The following is a 21,004-nucleotide window of genomic DNA, read 5'->3' as shown; positions in this document are numbered from 1 at the left end:
ATCGCGTTATGAATATTAGTACCTTTTTAGACTATTGTGTCACCAATCATGTTGCTTTGAGTGTGGACAATGAGCAACTGAAAGTTAATGCCCCGCAAGGCGTGCTACAACAAGCGCAGATTAGCTTTATTAAAGAGAATAAACAGCAGCTTATAGACATCATTAAGACGCTAGATCTGAAAAAAGAAAAATCAGCAATTTTTGATAAAGCGCTTGATGATACGGGTGTTATCTCGACAGGACAGCGCCAGATGTGGTTACTGGAGCAATTGACTTCCGGACAGCCTTATAATTTCTTTCGTATCCTGCGCTTACACGGAACATTAAATACCGATGTACTGGAGCAAGCGTTGCGTCTACTGGTTATGAGGCATAAACAGTTACGTATGACGTATCACGATAACAATGGTGTACCAACCACAACTTGCCAATCTCAGCCGGCATTTTCGCTGCCTGTGTATTCGGCAGGTGAAGGAGATCAAGGGCAATTGCTTGATACGATTATCAGTGAGTTCCAACAACATGAATTCGCGTTGGATAAAGATGTTTTGCTAAAAGCTTCTGTAGTGAGCCAGTCTGAAGAGGTACATTATCTTCTTATTAAATGCCATCACATAGCGACGGATGGGTGGTCTCTTGAACTTATCAACAGAGAGTTGAATTCTGTTTACACTGCACTGGTGAATGGTAAAGAATTCGAGTTACCAACACTTACCCATGAATATGGACATTTTAGCCTATGGCAGGATTTTTATCTCAGCCACGAAAATGCGGAAATTGACAGAGAGTTTTGGTCAACTTATCTCAGTGGGGAGTGTGAGTCACTAAATCTTGCGCAGTTTAGTCACACCAATAATTCACCGTTGGTAGCCGAGACTGTGACAGTACCTGTTGCTTCTCACCTGGGTAAGACACTCAAACAGCTGTGTAACAAATACAACACAACTATGTATACCCTATTCCAGTTTGCATTTACGTTGCTACTAACCAAATACAGCCAGCAAAAAGATGTAGTTATAGGTACACCTGTTGCTAATAGAGACGAAGCGGAACTGCAACCATTAGTTGGGTATTTTGTTAACACGCTTCCAATCCGCTTTGAATGTGCGCAATCAGAAACGCTAGCGCTTGCATTACCTAGATATCAGGACATGTTAAATCAGGTCATGACTCACAAAGCTTTGCCTTTGAATGAGATCCTTAAAGTATCTTCTCTGGATAATGAATTGCTAACTCAAGTGATGTTTACTTACTCAGCATTTGAGTCCAGCGTGCAGCAACTTGGCGGTATGGATATTGAAATACTAGATCCTGAGCAAAAGCTTACAGACCTTCAGCTACATTTAAATTGTGTTGAAAGCAAAGGTGAGATTTCTTGTCAGTGGCATTTTGCAACTAAGTTATTTGAACAATCGTTTATTAGCTCAATGGCAACTCATTTTATTGCCGTGTTAGAGCAACTTGTTGCAGCTGATCATGATGATTGTGCGCTTTCACAAATTGATCTGCTGAGTGACAATGAAACCCACTTTTTGGTTGAGGAGTTGAATAAAACTGCGACTGAATTTTCAAAATCTGCTTGTATTCACGAACTAATTGAGCATCAAGCTGAGTTACATCCAGAGAAGGTAGCGGTGGTATTTGGTCGTGAGCAGCTGACCTACCAAGCATTAAATGAAAAAGCGAATGAGCTGGCTCACTATTTGATTGAGGAACACGGTGTTTGTGCCGAGATGCCTGTTGGACTATGTGTTGGTCGTTCTTTAGAAATGGTTGTAGGCATTTTGGCTATTCTGAAAGCTGGTGGCGCCTATGTACCATTAGATCCAAGCTATCCAAAAGAGCGTCTAACGTATATGTGCGAGGATACTGGCATTAGTCTGATTTTAAGCCAGGCGCATCTTTGCTCTGCTTTGACACACTTTAATGGAGCGATACTTGCCCTTGATGAAATTGTGGCAAATACGGAAGCTGTGCTTAGTAACAAATACAGCCGAAAGAATCCGAATGTAGATATTGCTGCAGATAGCTTAGCGTACTTGATATATACCTCTGGCTCTACAGGTCAGCCAAAAGGAGTGATGGTTGAACATCACGGGGTAGTCGCATTTGTTTCCTCACCTACGTATGCCGAAGTAGGTTTATCAACAAAAGTGGCGAGTTTATCCTCACATGCTTTTGATGCGTTTGTGTATGACTTGTTTTTTAGTCTGACTAATGGTTCTTCTTTGTATATCTATCCGCAAGATATTGCGCTTGATGCACAGCAATTTCATACTCAAATCTCGCGTGATGGGATCACCAACCTATTTACAACCACGGCATTGTTTAATGTATTAGTGGAAAATAATGCTTTTGCTAATACAAAGATAGAGCAAGTATTATTTGGCGGGGAGCGTTGTGATGTTAAAAACGTAGAGCGTTTCAAAGAAGCCTATCCAAATGTTAGCCTGATGCATGTATATGGGCCAACAGAAGCTGTTGTATACGCAACTGCTTGCGAACTATCGGCGGTTGAGCATGGTGCGCCAATAGGTCGTCCTATCAATAACAATACTGCATATATTCTTGATGAGGAGCAAAACTTAGTTCCTTTTGGTTGCATCGGGGAGTTGTATGTTGGTGGTGCTAGTTTAGCTAGAGGTTATTTCAAGCGGGAGGAACTAACGGCTGAGCGCTTCATAAAGAACCCTTTTTATGATCAATCTAGTTCAAACAGTTCAGTACACCTATATCGTACAGGAGACCTTGTTCGTTACTTGGCAGATGGCAACATCGAATTTGTTGGACGAGCTGATGATCAAGTTAAAATCCGTGGTTTTAGAATTGAATTAGGGGAAATCGAGTCTAGACTCAGTGACCTTAAAGCTGTCGATTCCGCGCTAGTAATGGCTTTAGACATAGCCGGTAGCCAACAGTTGGTGGGCTATGTTAAGTCTGTGAGATCCTTAGATAATAGAGACTTAGTGGCTACAGGCTCTGAGATAAGAAATCAGTTAGCTGCAATGCTTCCAGATTACATGGTGCCCAGTGTAATTACAGTGGTCAACGAGTGGCCACTTACCGTAAACGGTAAAATTGATAAGAAAGCATTGCCAAAACCTGACATTGCATCTAGCTATGGTAACTATGTCGCGCCATGTACTATGTATGAAAAGGCGATAGTTGATGTTTACGCTGAGGTGCTTCAACAAGAATATGACGTTATTAGTACTACGAGTAGCTTTTATGAATTAGGTGGCCATTCGCTATTGGCTCTTAATGTGCAAGCACAGCTTAAGTTACAAGGGTTGTTTGTAACTATCACGGATATTCTGCAGCCAATTTCAATCCAGCAGTTAGCGAAAAAGGTAACACAGCTTGATAGCGAGAATAGCGAGTTTGTGGCACCAAAAAACCAGATAATAGCTCCGAAAGATGTCACGGTTGAAAAACTAAACATGGTGTCTTTAAATAATGTCGAGCTGTCTAGCCTTATTGGCAAAGTCCCTGGTGGCAAGGAAAACATCGCGGATATATACCCTTTAAGCCCGTTACAAGAGGGGATGCTTTTTCACCATATAATGGACAAAACGGAAGACTTATACTTAACCTCCTTTACTTTAAAGCTTGCTAATGCAGAGTTGGTAGAGCAATTAATTACGGCGCTACAGAGTTTAGTTGCGCGTCATGACACGTTAAGAACCGTATTTTTCTGGGAGGGGTTACCTGAGCCTGTACAGGTTGTACTGAATCAGGGCGAGCTTTGTGTCGAACATGTCGTGTTAGAAAACTACGACACGACAGCGGAAGGTCGTGCGCTGTTGGAGCAGCATAAATCTACTCGAATTTCGTTACACCAAGGGCCGCTGCTACAGTTGAAAGTAGGCAAGAGCAACGGGTCAGATGAATACCTTGTGCTGGTAGAGCATCATCATCTCATCATTGATCATATTGGTTTAGATATTCTTGTTGAAGAGCTCAGCGCAGTAATGTCGGGCAATGATGAGCATTTACTGACACCGACACCATATAGAAATATGGTTGCCTATGCGAAGATGAAAAATAGTGATGATCAAGGAATCGGGTATTTCCAGGAACTACTAGGTGACTTGGAAAATAAAACTACATTATTTTCAGGCTCCACAGCGGCACCTGAGGATACCTACAGCGGCCGTATTGATATGGCACTCGGGGAGCAACTTCGTAAAACCTCAAAACATCTTGGTCATAGTATCTCTGCTATTTTCCATACGGTTTGGGCACAAGTTGCAGCACAATGTACGGGAGAGCCGGAAGTGGTATTCGGTACAGTGTTATCGGGTCGATTGAATAATTTTGCGAGTACGCAAAGAACAATGGGCATGGCAATAAACACCCTACCACTCAAAGTACAGATCGCAAAGACCAATGTACGTTCTATGATTGGAGATGTCGCCAGTGGGTTACAAGCGCTAATTGATGTTGAGCAAACACCACTCTCTTCAGTACTTAATTTAACGCCATTTGGTGGTGACCTATTTAACTCGGTTCTGAACTATCGCCATTCATTGGAAATGGAAGGCGAAGGTGAATTTATTGACGGTTGGGAGGTATTAGGCGCTCACGAAAGAAACAACTACTCAATCTTTGTAAATGTTGATGATTACGACCTTTCGGGCGCTTTTAATGTGACGGTGCAAACAGCCAATGGCGTTTGCGCAAAGAGATTGCACAGCTACTTTATCGAGGCGTTGACTAACATTCTCACCAGTATTGAAAAGAGTGTAGAGTTAAAGCAAGTATCGGTTATTCCAAAGGCTGAGCTTAACACTTTATTAGATGATTTTAATCATACGAAAGTCGAGTACGATGACACCTGCTGTATTCACGAGTTATTCGAAATACAGGCAGAGCAATATCCAGAGCGGATAGCAATTCAGTATCAACAGTCACAGTTGACATACAAGCAGCTAAATGACAAAGCCAACAAACTTGCTCGCTATTTAGTCGAAAGCTGTAAAGTGGTACCAGATACCTTGGTCGGACTCAGTGTTGAAAGATCGCCAGAGATGATAATTGCTATCTTAGCGATTTTGAAAGCGGGTGGCGCTTATGTACCACTTGATCCAAGTTACCCTAGGGATCGCTTAGAGTTTATGGTTAATGACGCGGAGTTAACTTTGATCTTGACGCAAAGTCGATTCCAATCTGTATTCGAAAATGACGCATGTACGCTACTTACGCTTGATACATTATTAGATGAAAAGCATGAGAGCTATAGTCTGATTAGACACCTATCGGATCATAATCTAGATAAGAAAATGATTGAGCTAACTCCTCAGCATCTGGCCTACGTCATCTATACATCAGGCTCTACAGGCAAGCCTAAAGGCGTATTAGTAGAACACCATGGAGTAGTGAATTATCTCACATATGGACTGCATTACTTACAGCCTCGTCATAAAGGTGCTGTAATGAGTACGCCGCTGAACTTTGATGCAACAGTCACCAGCTTATTTGTTCCGCTTATATCAGGTAAACAATTAGTCGTACTCGCTGAAGATTTGCTTAGCATGTTCGAGCAATTAGCGTGGTATTTGTTTGAACAAGGAGATAGCTGGTTATTTAAGCTAACACCGACTCATCTAGATGGTTTATTCCCTTTATTTGAAGATAGCTCACCTTGTCAGCAAGCTCATAGCCTAGTGATTGGTGGTGAACAATTAACGACAAATGTTGTGGCAAAGTGGCAGCGGCATTGCCTGCCCAACGCGTCATATATTAATGAGTATGGACCAACAGAAACGGTGGTGGGATGTACGACCTTCACTATTAGTAATGAGGCTTCGCTACAGACTTGTGGTAGCAGTGTGCTTATTGGACGACCAATTAGTAATACTAAACACTTTGTGCTGAACGGCGATATGCCTGCGCCGATGGGGGCTGTTGGGGAGCTATGTATTGCTGGGGTTGGTGTCACCCGAGGTTATCCGAACAGACCGGAACTTAATGAGCAAAAATTCACTACATTTACCTCGCCGTTCGGCAAAGTTGAACGTATTTATCGCAGCGGTGACTTAGTGCGCTATTTAAACGATGGCAACTTAGAGTATATCGGTCGCGTTGATGACCAAGTGAAAATCCGCGGATTTAGGATTGAAACAGGTGAAGTTGAAGCGCATTTGACGAAACAGAACGGTGTCGACTCGGCTGCAGTGCTGGTGAGAGAAGTTGATTCTCAACAAGTGCTTATTGGATATGTGAAGCCAAGTGAGGCTATTGATTCCGATAACCACAGCGACTTTATTACTCAGCTTAGATCTCTGTTGGGAGCATATTTACCTGACTACATGGTACCAAGTGCTTTGGTTGTGGTACCTAGTTGGCCACTGACACCTAATGGAAAAATAGATAAGCGCGCATTACCAGAACCAGAAAATAATGCTGTCATTGGCGAGTACACCGCGCCTGAGTCTGAAACTGAGCATGCCCTTGTTGCTATTTGGGCTGAACTATTGAATCAGGAAGTGGGCTCGATCAGTACGACTGCCAACTTCTTTGAAATTGGTGGCCATTCATTGCTGATGGTGCGTTTATTTAGCCATATCCAAAGGGAGTTTGATATTACTTTGGAGCTGCAAGCACTATATGAGAGCCCTTATATCCGTGAACTGGCGCAACTTTGCGACGTAATTATAACGAAAAAAGAATTACAACAACGATTAACTCAACGTGTTGACTGTGAAATTGAAGAGGTCGAGTTTTAATATGAATGCGAAAACAATACTAAATACATTAGCTAAATCAGATATCGATCTTTATCTAGACGAAAGCAATCAGCTTAAAGCAAAAGCGCCAAAAGGTGCGATCACAGAAGAATTTCGAACGCTAATCAAAGAGCACAAAGCGAGTTTGGTTGCTTATCTTGAGCAATTAGATGCGATTTATACTAAGCGTGATAATAATAGGAAAATTGAGGCTGCAAAGCGGGTAGATGGGAAAGCTGATATTTCTTTTGCCCAGCAACGCTTGTGGTTTATTGATAATCTCCAGAGTGGTTCGCCAGAATACAATATGCCCATGGCATTTGATACTAAAGGTGAGCTGAATCTACAAGTGCTTCATCAAGTATTTGCTACAATCATAGAGCGCCATGAAGTACTCCGCTCAGTATATGTTGAACATGAAGGTCGTATCGTTCAGCAGATCCACACTATGGACGAAGTTAACTTTACAATTCAAGTCGAAGATTTGAGTCATTTGAGTGGTAATGCGTTAACTGATGCTGTGACACAAAGAATGGATGCGGATATAACCACGTCTTTCAATCTTGAGTCTGACTTAATGTTGCGAGTTAGTTTCTTGAAGAAAACGGTGGATACCGGTGTGCTGCTATTTAACATGCATCATATTGCATCTGATGGCTGGTCCGTGGAAGTGCTGACTAAAGAGTTTGTTACGCTCTACCATGCATACCACGCGCAGCTACCTAATCCGTTGCCGCCACTTGATGTGCAGTATGCAGACTATGCTCAGTGGCAAAAAGACTATCTGGAAGGTGACGTACTTGAAAAGCAGCTGAGTTATTGGCAAACCCAGTTAGATGAAGCGCCTGCGGTACACTCGTTACCGCTAGACAAAACACGGCCAGTTACTAAGCAGCAACAGGCGGATGTTGTGCGGGGCTCGCTACCTGAGGATATCGCACAGAAATTGTTAGCGGTTGCCAAGGCTTATGAATTGACTCCATTTATGCTTCTTCACGGTGCCTTAGCACTGTTGCTATCTCGCCATAGTAATAGTAATGACATCGTTATTGGTACACCTGTTGCGAACCGTAAGCAAAGTGAGCTTGAATCACTTATAGGCTTTTTCGTCAATACATTGGTATTGCGTACAAATACAGCACATAAAACATTGGCAGACTATCTTAGCCATATTAAAACAGTGCATCTAGGTGCACAAACTAATCAAGATGTTCCGTTCGAACAACTCATTGATCATCTGAAGGTGCCGCGTAGCAAAGCCTACAACCCTTTATTTCAAATTATGATGACGACGAGTACGAGTTATGGCATTGATGATGGTGGAATGGATGCTTTTTCTCTACCAAGTGTTGAGTTACAGGCGAATGCCTCTGATTTAATCCAAGTGAAATTTGATTTGGATATTGACCTAAATATAAGTGAGCAAGGTGTTGGACTTCGCTGGACTTACGATCTGAACCTGTTCTCAGCGCATCATATTGAGCAACTAAATGCACATTTATGCCGCTTGTTAACCGAGATCTCTACATTGCAAAGTGACCGTGGCGTTGCTCTGTCGGAAATTGCGATGTTAAGTGACTCAGAGACACACCAATTGGTACATAGTATCAATGACTCTGAACTTACTCGCTCAACAGATCATTGTATTCATGAGCTATTTGAACAACAGGCGGAGTTGCACCCAAATAATATTGCTGTGGTCATTGATGAGCAAGCTCTGACATATCAGCAGCTTAATGAAAAAGCGAATCAGGTGGCGCGTTACCTGCGTGCAAACCATGATATTCGCCCTGATACTTTTGTCGGTTTGTGTGTAGAGCGTTCACTAGAAATGGTGATTGGTATTGTGGGAATCCTAAAGGCGGGAGCTGCGTATGTCCCTCTAGATCCTGATTACCCTCAATCACGTTTGAGCTACATGTTTGATGATGCTTCATTAGAGGTAGTACTTAGCCAATCGCATCTTGATTCGGTATTAAGTGATTTTAAAGGTACTATAGTGTCCCTTGATCACGTGGCGGAAACCAACCAGGGTACTACACATTTATTCTCACAGTATGACAGCCACAACCTTTCCTCCGCGGAAACTGGCTTAACCTCAAATAATCTTGCTTATGTAATTTATACGTCAGGATCCACTGGGCAACCGAAAGGTGTGATGATTGAGCATCAATCATTGGTGTATTCAACGGTATGTCGATTTGATATTTATGAAGAGTTCTCTAGCTTTTTACTGATTTCTTCAATGTCGTTTGATAGTTCCATTGCGGGAATATTCTCTTCTCTAACTAGTGGCGCAAAACTATGTTTGCTTAGTGCTCATAAGAAAGCTGACACTAATTATATTGTGAGTCAGCTTAAACGCCATGAAATTAGTCACTTGCTTATGGTCCCAAGTTTTTATGACTTGATCCTAAATGAGGTCGACAGTACCGCACTGCCAGCCTTGCGCGGTGCGATTGTCGCAGGAGAAAGTTGTTCGAAAAATGTCGTTGAAAAGCACTATCAGAAGTTTGCACTAACCGGAGTCAAGTTATTCAACGAGTATGGACCAACGGAAGCTTCGGTATGGAGCAGTGTGGCGCTATTGAAATGCGATGAAACGGTTAGCATTGGTAAAGCGTTACCGGGAAAGTCACTGTTTATCATGCATAACGATATGCTTGTTCCTTATGGCAGTGTAGGAGAGCTTTACATTGGAGGCCAAGGGCTTGCGCGTGGGTATTTAAATCGCTCAGACTTAACAGCGCAGCGATTCGTTGCTAATCCATTCTATCAAGCTGGCAATCAGAATAGTTCTAAGCGCTTGTACAAAACAGGTGATCTCGTGCGATATTTGCCAGACGGGAATTTGGAGTTTATTGGCCGTGCGGACGATCAAGTAAAAGTTCGTGGATTTAGGATCGAACTAGGTGAAATTGAAGCGCAACTGGAGAAGTTGGACTGTGTTAACTCAGCACTGGTGACTACCTATGAGATTGGCGGTGCTAACCAGCTCGTTGGCTACGTGAAAGCGAGCGATGGTATGACAGATGAGCTGCCTGAGCACTTTACTAATAAGGTCAGAGTTCTGCTTGGGAAGCGTGTACCTGAGCATATGATCCCAAGTATGATCATCCCGATGACGGAATGGCCTTTAACTGCCAATGGTAAAATGGATCGCAAAGCACTACCAAACCCATCTGAAATGGCGTCGAAAGATAACTTTATTGCAGCTGCCAATGATACTGAACAAGCGCTAGTGAAAGTGTGGTGTGATGTATTGCAGCTCGACAAGGTATCGGTGAATAGTAACTTCTTCGAGATCGGAGGGAATTCACTGCTTAGTATTAAGCTACAGAAGGCAATTCAACAACACATGGAAGTAGACGTTGAGCTAACAGATCTATTTGAATATCCGACCATAGGGGCACTTGCCAAGTTCCTGTCTGGTGAACACGATGATGGGGTTGAGCATGGTGCAACGTTAATGACCAGAAGCCTCACACAAGAGTGTACAGATATAGCGGTTATCGGTATGGCTGGTCGGTTCCCAGATGCCACTAATGTTGACCAATTCTGGCAAAATATTAGTGCTGGGAAAGAATCTATTACCTTCTTTACCGATGAGGAGTTGGTGGCTGCTGGTGTCGCGCCTGCAATGCTGAAAGATCCTCGTTATATCAAATCAATGGATGTCCTAAGTGGCGTGGCTGACTTCGATGCAAAGCGCTTTGATTACACTCCTAGAGAAGCTGAGTTGTTAGACCCACAACACCGTCTCATGCTAGAAGTGTCCTCCGATGCATTAGAGCACTCAGGGTATGGAGATCACTCAAAACCACAAAATGTAGGTGTCTTCGTTGGTGTAACGGATAGTGCTTATTTGATTGAAAACTTGTTACGCAATCCAGATGTTGTCAGTAGTGCATCTCAGAGTTTGGTGGCAAGCACCAGTGCATCATTTTTGGCGACCAAACTGTCTTATAAATTAAATCTAACAGGGCCAAGTGTAAACGTACTGACAGCTTGTTCATCTTCATTGGTGAATGTGCACCAAGCATGTAATAGCTTATTGTTAAATGAGTGTGAGATGGCACTTGCTGGTGGTGCTCGTATCGCTTCATTGAAGGTTGATGGTTACCTTTACCAAGAAGGGGGGGTGAACTCTGCAGATGGTCATTGTCGACCTTTTGACATTGAGGCAACAGGAACACGTGGTGGCAGTGGTGGCTGTGTTCTTTTACTGAAACGCTTAGATAAAGCGCTTGCAGATAAAGATACCATCCATGCTGTAATTAAAGGCACTGCAGTGAATAATGATGCGGCAGAAAAAGTGGGTTATATGGCGCCGAGTATTTCGGGCCAAGCTGCAGTAATTAAACAAGCGTTGAAAAACGCTAATGTCGAAGCGAATTCTATTCAGTACCTCGAGGCACATGGCACAGGTACTAAAATTGGTGATCCAATAGAAGTTAAAGCACTCAAAAATGCCTTTGCGACCGAACAAAAGGGTTATTGTGCATTGGGTTCCGTCAAAGCGAATATCGGCCATTTAGATGTTGCGGCTGGTGCTGCTGGTATGATCAAAGTCATTGAGGCGATGAAGCATCGACAGCTACCACCGACAATTAATTACACACAGAGTAATACCCAGATTAACTTCGAACAATCTCCATTCTATATAAATACCGAAAGTAAATATTGGGATTGTGACACTGATCAAAGCAGGCGTGCCGGTGTGAGCTCATTTGGGATCGGAGGAACTAATGCTCATGTGATATTAGAGCAAGCTCCTGAGGTCGAACCCAGTTCATCACCACGTAAGACTTGGCTGTTGCCGATTTCAGCAAAATCCAGTAGCGCGGTCAAAGCGGCATGTGAGAACTTACGTTCCTACTTGGCGACGAAAGCAGACGACCAGGTGAACTTGCATGATATTGCTTATACTCTGCAAGTGGGTCGTGCACAGTACGAATACAGTACTCATATTTCTTGTTCATCGCTGGAAGATGCAATTACGCAGCTGGACAGCCATCCAAAAGTGGTTCGTAATGAAGCAGATGATCGCTCGGTGGTATTTATGTTCCCGGGCCAAGGTGCGCAATATATTGAAATGGCGCAGCAGCTCTATCTTAATGAGCCGCAGTTTAAATCGGTATTTGATCAATGTGCCGATACGATAAGTGAGCAGATCAATGTAGATTTAAGAGCGGTTCTTTATCCTCAACTTACCGGGCAGTTAACGCCTGAAGCCGCACAGTCTTTATTGGCGCAAACTCGTGTAACACAGCCTGCATTATTTGCCATTGAATATAGCTTAGCAACATTGATGCAGTCTTGGGGTATCAAGCCTGACGTCATGATTGGACACAGTATCGGTGAGTATGTTGCTGCCTGTTTGGCTGAGGTATTCACGGTAGAAGATGCTTTAAAGCTGGTATGTGCTAGAGGTTCCTTAATGCAGCAGGCTCAACCCGGCGGTATGTTATCTATTGCGATGCCAGTTGAGCATCTTCGCCCGTTGTTGCAGCTAAGTGATACTTGCCTAGCAGCGGTGAACTCTGCTAACAACTGTGTTGCAGCTGGCTCTGAACAAGCGCTTATGCAGTTACAAGCGCTATTAATAGAACGTGGCATCGATTATCGTCCGCTGCATACATCCCATGCTTTCCATTCAAAAATGATGGATGGGATTTTAGATGAATTCTCGAAGGTATTTGAACGAGTGGAGTTGAATGCGCCGAAAATTCGCTATGTATCGAATGTTTCAGGGAAGTTCATTACTAATGAGCAAGCACAAAACCCAGAGTATTGGCTCGCACACCTAAGAGGCACAGTGTTATTTGCTGATGGTATTGAGACAGTCCTATCTGATACAAATTCTCTTGCTGATCAAAAGATATTTGTAGAAGTGGGGCCTGGTAGAAGTTTAACAACACTCGTGAAGAAAAACCGTGATGCGCAGCAACAAGTGGTGCTATCGGTTACGCGCCATGCGAACGAAGCTATCTGTGATCAACAAAAATTGTTAAGTGCGGTAGGTTCTCTTTGGAGTCATGGTGTGGATATAGATTGGCTCGCGCTCAACTTAGCGCAGGTTGGTCGTCGTGTGCCATTGCCGACCTATCCATTTGAACGAGTTCGTTACTGGGTGGATGCCAAAACAGACTCGTTGACGAGCGTATCCTCTCATGGTGCTAAGTTAGCTGCTGATAAATGGTGGTCGGTGCCTATATGGAAGCAAAGTACCGCAATGAAAAAAGCCAAGGCGCAACTTAACACAGATAAGCAACATTGGTTGTTAATTATGGACGGTCATGGTGTCGCGGAAGAGTTAGCCTCTCAGCTTATGTTGAACGGTCACACTGTATATCGAGCATATTCAGGAGAGGGCTTCAACCGTCTAGATGATCAGAGTTTCAATATTGATATTGGCAATAGTCAAGATTATGAAACGCTTCTAGAAGTCATCAATAAAGAGGTACAGTTGGATCGCGTTGTACACCTGTTAGGTGTTGCGCTTACACCAACTGAGAATATGCTAAGTATGACACAATTTAATCAAGCACAACGGTATGGCGCGTATAGTGCTCTATATACTGTTCAAGCAATTGTTAAAGCGGGTCTAGATGATAAATTGAGTATTGATTTCATAACCAATGATGTTGAGCGAGTCACTGGTGATGAAACTCTTAACATAGGTAAGTCAACGATTAAAGGGATATGTAAGGTCGCACCACAGGAATATCCTGAGCTGAGTTGCCATCATATTGACGTACATTTGAATCAAGCTACGTGTGATCATGCAATTGCTAAATTGTGCCAGCGTTTATCATTGGAGTTACATTCACAACAGCGAGCACCACTTGTTGCACTGCGTGGTAATCAACGTTGGGAACCTGATTATGAAACTGAGCTAATCGATACAGAGACGCCAGCTGCCCATCGTTTAGTAGATGGAGGTGTTTACTTTATTACTGGTGGCTTGGGTAACATTGGTCTTTTGCTTGCTAAATATATTAGTCAAGCCGTGGCAGCTCCTAAGCTGGTACTTGTGGGACGCTCTGAATTTCCCGAGCGCGCGATATGGCCAAGCTTACTGGAAGGTAAAGTTGACCCAGACCTTTGTAAGCAAATTGAGCAAATTACTCAAGTGGAAAAAAGTGGTGCAGAAGTAATAATTCTAAGTGCCGACTCAGCAAATTTACAACAAATGCAAGATGCTATGAATTTCGTAGAAAGTCAGTTTGGCGCGATTTCTGGGGTGATCCACGCAGCGGGCCAGCTACACGGTTCAATGACAGCACTCATTGAGACCACTGAAGATGACTTCGAAAAACAATATCGTGCCAAAGCGAATGGCGTCATAGTGTTAGAAACCTTGCTACAAAAGCGACAAGTTGATTTTTGTATATTGATGTCTTCATTATCTTCAGTACTTGGCGGCCTTGGATTCTCGGCTTATGCCGCAGGTAACCAATTTATGGACGCATTTGTGCAAAGTAAGCATGAGCAAGGTGACGAGCGCTGGGTAAGTGTTAACTGGGATGGGTGGAGTTTTACAGAGGCCACCCAAGATGATTTCTCGATGACACCTGAAGAGGGAATAGAAGCGTTTTCAGCCATGATGTCAATCGCTTATTACCCACAATTAGTGAATTCAACTGGTGCATTGGAGAAGCGACTAAGCCAGTGGATAGACAAAAAGGTTGCTGAGTCGCAGCAAGCTTTATATGAGCGCCCTGACTTGGAGAGTGACTATATCGCACCTCGTAATGAGGTTGAAGAGAAGCTCGTTGCTATTTGGCAGCAGGTGCTAGGTATTGAGCAAATCGGGATTGAGGATAATTTCTTTGATTTAGGCGGGGATTCTTTAGTAGTAACCCGTGTCATTAGTGAAATAAGAAAAATATTCTCAGTAAATGAATCTGCATTATCTATTAAAGAGTTCTTTGAGAAGCCAATTATTAGCCAGTTATCAGAAAAAATAGCGGCTGAACTAGAAAATGCTGAAGTCGAAAGTAAGAAAGCGCAAATATTAGAAGCAGGTAAAGCTGTAGAAGAAGGAGTATTTTAATGAATTCACCACAACAAATTATCGCCCACGCAGAAGCTTGTAATATTGTGCTTTATTTAAAAGGCGAGCAGCTAGCCTATATCAGCGAGGAAGGCGGCTTTCCTGATGAACTGAAAACATTGATCCGTGAGAACAAAGATCAAATAAGTGCCTATCTACGAGAACAGGAACTGCTAAAGCAGAAAGCGGAGAATGAAACACTGATCACGCCAGTAGATAAGAGTAAAATATTGCCACTTACCTTTGCGCAGCAAGGTCTATGGTTTATTGACCAGCTAGAAGGGGGAAGTAATCAATATAATATACATGCAGCGTTTGGCCTCAAAGGAGAGCTAAATTTGGCGGCAGTACAGTGGGCTGTTAATAAATTAATTGAGCGCCATCAAGTATTGCGTACTGTATATATTGAGAAAGAAGGAGAAGTCTGCCAAGAAGTTCAGCCTCTTCAGTACATGGAGCTGCCGATTGTTGATTTAAAAGGCTTTTCGCCGCAAGAACAACAGGAAAGAATACTTCAGATCTCGAACCAAGAGATGAACCAAGTCTTTAACTTGCAATCTGATTTAATGTTGAAAGCAAAAGTAGTCGTACGAACAGAACACGATCATGTATTGTTTTTTACATTGCATCATATAGCCTCTGATGCTTGGTCACAGGCCATCATGATCCAAGAATTTGCGACACTTTACGAAAGTTATTGCAAACAGCTGCCAGATCCACTGCCTATGTTAGATATTCAGTATTGCGACTATGCTCACTGGCAACGCAACTACTATACCGAAACTCGCATATCTGAGCAGTTAGTGTATTGGGAAAAAATGCTCAAAGGTGCGCCTTATTCCCATGCACTACCGTTCGATAGGCCTCGAGGTGCACAGCAAAAGTTCGCTGGAAAGACACATTCTTGGTTTGTTGATAATGAACAGGTCCAGGGATTAAAAGCAAGAGCAAAAGAAAATCAAGCAACATTTTTTATGATGCTATATACCGCATTTTCAGTATTGATTGGGCGTTGGAGCCAGACAAGAGATGTAGTTATTGGAAGTCCTATTGCGGGTCGCACTCACCCTCAGGTGTCCCCTATGATCGGTTACTTCATTAACAGCATGACATATCGTAGCGAATGGACTGAAGGAGAAAGTTTCCGCTCCCTACTTGGTCGCAATAGAGAGAATACGTTATCTGCATTTGATCATCAGGATATACCTTTTGATTCGTTGGTTGATCGTTTGAAAATACCGAGAGAGCTGAGTCATAGCCCGCTATTTCAGGTGATGTTTACGCTACAAAACACAGAAAAGTCTGATTTTGAGTTGAACGGGTTGGAGACTTATCCTGTGATGGGCGAAAACTCACTAACTAAGTACGATTTGCAAATGGTTGCTGAAGAAGGTGAGGGTGGGCTTTGGTTAAATCTGACCTACTCAACAGATCTGTTTGACTTTGAAACGGTTCAATCAATGTCCAATAGTTTTGATATGATATTGCGTCAATTATCTGTGAATGTGGATATAGCGGTAGATAAGTTAGCATTGGCAAACACGACTGAAGCACTAACTCCGAAGTTGCTTCCATTGGAGTCATTTACGTCGGTCCACTCGTTGATTGAGAATATGGTTGAGACGAAAGGGGATGCGACGGCTATCGACAGTGGCGATTGTTCACTCACTTATAAGGAGTTAAATGAAAAGGCAAATCAACTGGCGAGATATTTAATTCAAAATGGGGTTGTGCAGGGACAGCAAATACATCTGTGTGCAATCCAAGGGGTGTCCCGTTATGTTGCCAAGTTGGCTGTATTAAAAGCTGGGGCGATATATGAATGTCATGACATCTTTGAAAGTACAGACTGGTTCAACAACATCGTAGCTCAAGGTAGCGTCTTGCTATTTTCAGAGTGCACGGTAAGCCGCCTATCTGGTAACGCATTACGAGTGCCTTCAGATGATGAGCTTAAGGCATTTTCTTCAGCAAATATGCGACAGGATGAGGTCTCTATCAGGTCTTTTGACCGAGCGATAATGGATAGTCGACTGAATAATGGTAGAGTAAGCCATGCACTTTTGTTACAACAGGTGCTCAGGCAGCAGCAAACGATGCAGCTAAATAAGAATGCAAACTTGTTAATTCATCCGGAAACAGAGAAAACCAATCGTATAGATTGGATTACAGGACTCGCGTCAGGAGCTAAACTGGTGTTGTTAGAGGCTGCTCGAGACCTTGAAGATACTTTAATCACTAAAGAAGTGACACACTTGACGCTAACAGCTGCACTGCTTGCTGATGTGACTTTATGTAAGGATTATGCTATTCAGCAGCTTATCATTCATGCAGAGTCTGGTGCTGATTCATTACTGTGGCGATGGAGTGAGCTATACTCGGTAACATCTGTCTTGAGTCTTGGCCTACAAGGTTATATTTGTGCAGAGAAAGTGATTGCTGGTAAGGCTATCTCGTTGGGGAGAGCTTTTGACAAGCATCAAGCGAAAGTGATGTTTGACGATAAGAATCTTGCTCCCACAGGTGCTATTGGTTATCTCTATACCGTTGATGCAAATAATAACTTTGAAAATACTAATATGTTGGTGCGAGAAACTAATGCTGGAACTATCGAAGCTATTCACTATGGAGCTTTGAAAATGAGCCGTGATGATGTATTTCTAGAAAATATTATCTCAGCTCAGCCGCAAACGATTCAAGTTGCGGTGATAGAAAAAGTGGTTTACCTAAGATTGTCGGGTAGCAGTGCTGCACAGCAAGAGCAACTGAAAGCAGTTCAGCATAATTTAAAACAATTGGTACCTACATATCTATTACCAAAGTTATACGTAATAGTATCAAATATGCCGATTCGAAATGGAGGTACGGTCAATCGTGAAGCGCTGTGGCACCATACACAAAGTTGGCAAGACAACTTAGCTGCGTTACCTCAACCGGAATTATTGGAGGCTGACTTACAACTGCAAGGTTCCACAACAGAAACAGTTGATTTTTTCCTCGATAAAGAAGTATCATTTGCATTGCGAAATTTAGCGTGTCAGTATAATGTGACAATTGCAAAGGCCTTTTCTGCAATTTTTAATTTGGCCCTAGTGATTAACTCTGAAAGTGATTGTATCTTAAGTACGGTGTCTGGAGTATCTTCATCTACAGTCGGTAGTGGCGTTTTGTCTAGTTCATTTTGTAAAGATGCACGAGTTCAAGACAACCTGAAAATCATTCTAGATAATTTATCACAAGGTGTAGAATACGAATTTGTTGATAAAAATTGGATAACGCAACAATACAATCAAAAATGCGGCACCGATTGGAAGACTATTTTTGCCTATCAGTTAAAGTTTGTGTCGGATACTATGATGCAGCAAGAGCTTGTGACAGACAGCTCAGTGAGCTTATTGGTTTCAGACAGACTGAGCACAGAAAAAATAGAGGGTCAATGGCGCTTGCAAAATAGTTGTTTTGATCAATCAACGTTGCGTCGATTGGAAAAAATAATAGCGATGTTGGCATCCCATGAGTTGCAGAGCAAAACGCTTGCGGAAGTGAAAACAATATTGAACGAAGATGCCCGCAGCAAGTTGCGTTCAGCGAAGCGAAAATTTAAATCAGTGAGAAATAAGAGTCAATTCTCAGTTGAAGGAAACGTAGCATGAGTTTTAATAAATGGCGTAATAAAAAAAGTGAAACTACAACGCCGATAAGTTCATTAGTTTCAAAGGTTTTTTTAGAAGAATCACCTACATTGCCTGTAGTGTATAAGTGCAATACGGCAAACGTTGATTTACCGACTTGGTATAATCAGAATGAGTCGGAAATAGTGCAAGAGCTTGCTAAATATGGCGCTGTGTTATTCCGCGGTTTTAACATACATAGCGAAGATGATTTCCAGCAGTTTGTTGCCACTAGCATCAAACAGACCGCTAAGTATGTGGAAGGGGCAACGCCGAGGACAAAGCTATCAAAAGGGGTTTATACGGCCACAGAGTTTCCTTCTGATCAAGAAATTGCTTTGCATAACGAGTTATCGTATGTCACAGAGCCACCAAGTAAGTTAGCATTTTGCTGTTTGACCGCCCCTGAAAGTGGTGGTCAAACTCAACTGGTCGATGTACGTAAAGTGCTGAATCGAATTGACAGTGATATCGTATCCGAATTCGAAAAGCGAGAAGGCTGGTTATTACGTAGGAATTATGGCAATGGATATGGACCAACAGTGGCGAAAGCGTTCGGTATGACAGATATTGCAGACATAAAAGCTTATGGAGAAAAGGTTGATTTAAAAGTGACACCAATTTCGGATGAAAAAGTAGTCACTGAACAGGTTCGAAAGGCTGTGCATCAACATCCAATTAGTGGAGAAAGAGTCTGGTTTAACCATATCTCTTTTTGGCATACAAATAACCTATGCCCAGATGTGAGAGCAAAAATGCAAGAAGACTTAGCTCTTGAGGATTTTCCCTATTCAACGCGCTATGGTGATGGTAGCGACATTGATGACAAGACAGTCGAAGCACTGAGGCTGGCGTATACGAAAGAGGAAGTGAAGTTTGACTGGCGTGAAGGGGATGTATTACTGATAGATAATTGGTTGGTTGCACATGGCCGAAAACCATTTACTGGTGCTCGTAGAGTGCTTGTGGCCATGGGCTAAGTGAGCCTTGTCGAGATATATTATCGTCTCACGCATGAGATGATAATATATCGACCAAAGGAGCTTTGTTTGTAAATTAGTCATTTTTATACCTTTGTTAATTGACTCGGTGTAAAAATTTAAATATATTTAATAATCGAAACACTTTAATATTGAGCTAGCAATAGCCTGAATGGTAGAAGCGTGATGCGCATTCCTAAATGGCGTTGGTTTATACTAATACCTTGTTTTTGTTAGTTTGTGAAAATCTAAACTCATAGAGCTATTTGTTTTGCTTGGTGGGCTTGCCCACGACTATATCCAACGACCAAGGACATGCTTGGTTGGCACTACTTCTTTGAAAGTTGAAGTGGATGGGCGTAGAGATTACGTGTTATTGCTACACATACCATGGAACAGATCGACATTGAGTCAAAAATAAAGAATTTTACGATATAAAAAGGATCTATGTTTATGCTAAAACTAGATAAAGCTATCTCTGATGAGCTTTTATTTGGGCTTGTGCGCTCTACCATTCGAGGAATTGAAGCTAAGGATTGTTTTTACAACCAACTTCATTACGTTAATCGGAAGTTTGTTGAAGTTCATGCTAACGCGCTACTCGATATTGTCGTTGCAGCGTTACAGGATATTCATCCCGGTATTTGTCGAGATGACATTGCTTACGTCAATGATTTTGTTGCACCCGTTAATCTGAAGAACTCAGCAGTGAGGCCGGTTACTGAATTAAACAAAGCTAATAAATATCAGTGGCACGTAGACTCAATTGACCAATGGTTAGGGCCTTGCTATAACCTCTGGATCCCGTTATATCGTCAATCTGCGCTTGAGAAGTTAAGTGAACAACCACTATTTGAAGTGATGACGTCAGAGCAGGTGCCAAGCCTCTATGGGAATAACAATATACCAAAGACTAACTTTCTCATTGATGGAGCGACTCAGGCACCTGACTATCTCGGTTTGGCTCAAGAGTTTACAGGCATAGAAATCGAAAAATTACGCGATAGCTACCTGTACCATGACGCAAAAGGGAAAATTAATATTTTGCCAAAAAGTGATATGCAGAGCACTACAGTTGTGAAACCGCAGTTAGGTGATGCTTACATTTTCAGAGCAAATCAGTTCCATTCATCAGGCCCCTCGGAGTTTGAGCGTATTGGTGTTGCTATGAAGTTCATTATTACCAACCCGAAATACGGCTTCAAAGAGCATGATGAATTTAGATTTCCACCACCATTTGCGGGATGGGAAGGTTTGTTTACCGGCTGTTATGCGCAATTTAAAGATTTTACCTCATTCAAAAAATATATTGACTTTAGCATCGTCGGGGAACAGCTAGAGCTTCGCAACAATCAAGATAAATTGAATAACATCTGTGTAGTACTAAGTGAAATAGAACAAGAGTTGGCACACTATATTGAGCATGGCAGCTTTCCTTCTCTCGCTCATCAAGCAGAGCAAGAAATGGAGGTCGGGTTTCTGTAGGGACGAGAACAAATATTTTTTGGTAGGTATTAATAATTAGTACATACCGTTTTAGAAATCGTATTGATGAAAGTAGTTTCT

Annotated in this window: 5 protein-coding genes; all 5 read left to right on the top strand. The window is 42.4% G+C overall.

All coding sequences use genetic code 11. The features are described 5' to 3' along the window. The first annotated feature begins 8 nt into the window (after positions 1–8). Positions 9–6,728, top strand: a complete 6,720-nt coding sequence (locus PPIS_RS14830; protein ID WP_010376917.1) for a non-ribosomal peptide synthetase — start codon at positions 9–11, stop codon at positions 6,726–6,728. A 1-nt stretch (position 6,729) separates the two neighbouring features. After that, on the top strand, positions 6,730–14,787 hold the full coding sequence (locus PPIS_RS14825; RefSeq protein ID WP_010376919.1) for a hybrid non-ribosomal peptide synthetase/type I polyketide synthase: 8,058 nt from the start codon (positions 6,730–6,732) through the stop codon (positions 14,785–14,787). Then, positions 14,787–18,440 carry a condensation domain-containing protein gene (locus PPIS_RS14820; protein WP_010376921.1) on the top strand — a complete coding sequence of 1,218 codons (3,654 nt, stop codon included), beginning with the start codon at positions 14,787–14,789 and terminating at the stop codon, positions 18,438–18,440. Before PPIS_RS14825 ends, PPIS_RS14820 begins: the two co-directional genes overlap by 1 nt. After that, complete coding sequence (locus PPIS_RS14815; RefSeq protein WP_010376924.1) at positions 18,437–19,438, top strand: TauD/TfdA family dioxygenase; 1,002 nt, start codon at positions 18,437–18,439, stop codon at positions 19,436–19,438. Before PPIS_RS14820 ends, PPIS_RS14815 begins: the two co-directional genes overlap by 4 nt. A gap of 453 nt (positions 19,439–19,891) precedes the next feature. After that, the gene (locus tag PPIS_RS14810; RefSeq protein WP_010376926.1) at positions 19,892–20,923 is read left to right on the top strand and encodes a 2OG-Fe(II) oxygenase family protein; all 1,032 of its coding nucleotides are present in this window, start codon (positions 19,892–19,894) and stop codon (positions 20,921–20,923) included. Positions 20,924–21,004: the final 81 nt, after the last annotated feature.

The sequence above is a fragment of the Pseudoalteromonas piscicida genome, assembly GCF_000238315.3.
In the GTDB taxonomy this organism is placed as follows: domain Bacteria; phylum Pseudomonadota; class Gammaproteobacteria; order Enterobacterales; family Alteromonadaceae; genus Pseudoalteromonas; species Pseudoalteromonas piscicida.
The sequence above is the reverse complement of the archived record's forward strand: the minus strand, read 5'-3'. Positions and strand labels throughout refer to the sequence as shown.

Coding starts and splice junctions, on each gene's coding strand:
- PPIS_RS14830 (WP_010376917.1), top strand. CDS start 9: ATGAATATTAGTACCTTTTTAGACTATTGTGTCACCAATCATGTTGCT.
- PPIS_RS14825 (WP_010376919.1), top strand. CDS start 6,730: ATGAATGCGAAAACAATACTAAATACATTAGCTAAATCAGATATCGAT.
- PPIS_RS14820 (WP_010376921.1), top strand. CDS start 14,787: ATGAATTCACCACAACAAATTATCGCCCACGCAGAAGCTTGTAATATT.
- PPIS_RS14815 (WP_010376924.1), top strand. CDS start 18,437: ATGAGTTTTAATAAATGGCGTAATAAAAAAAGTGAAACTACAACGCCG.
- PPIS_RS14810 (WP_010376926.1), top strand. CDS start 19,892: ATGCTAAAACTAGATAAAGCTATCTCTGATGAGCTTTTATTTGGGCTT.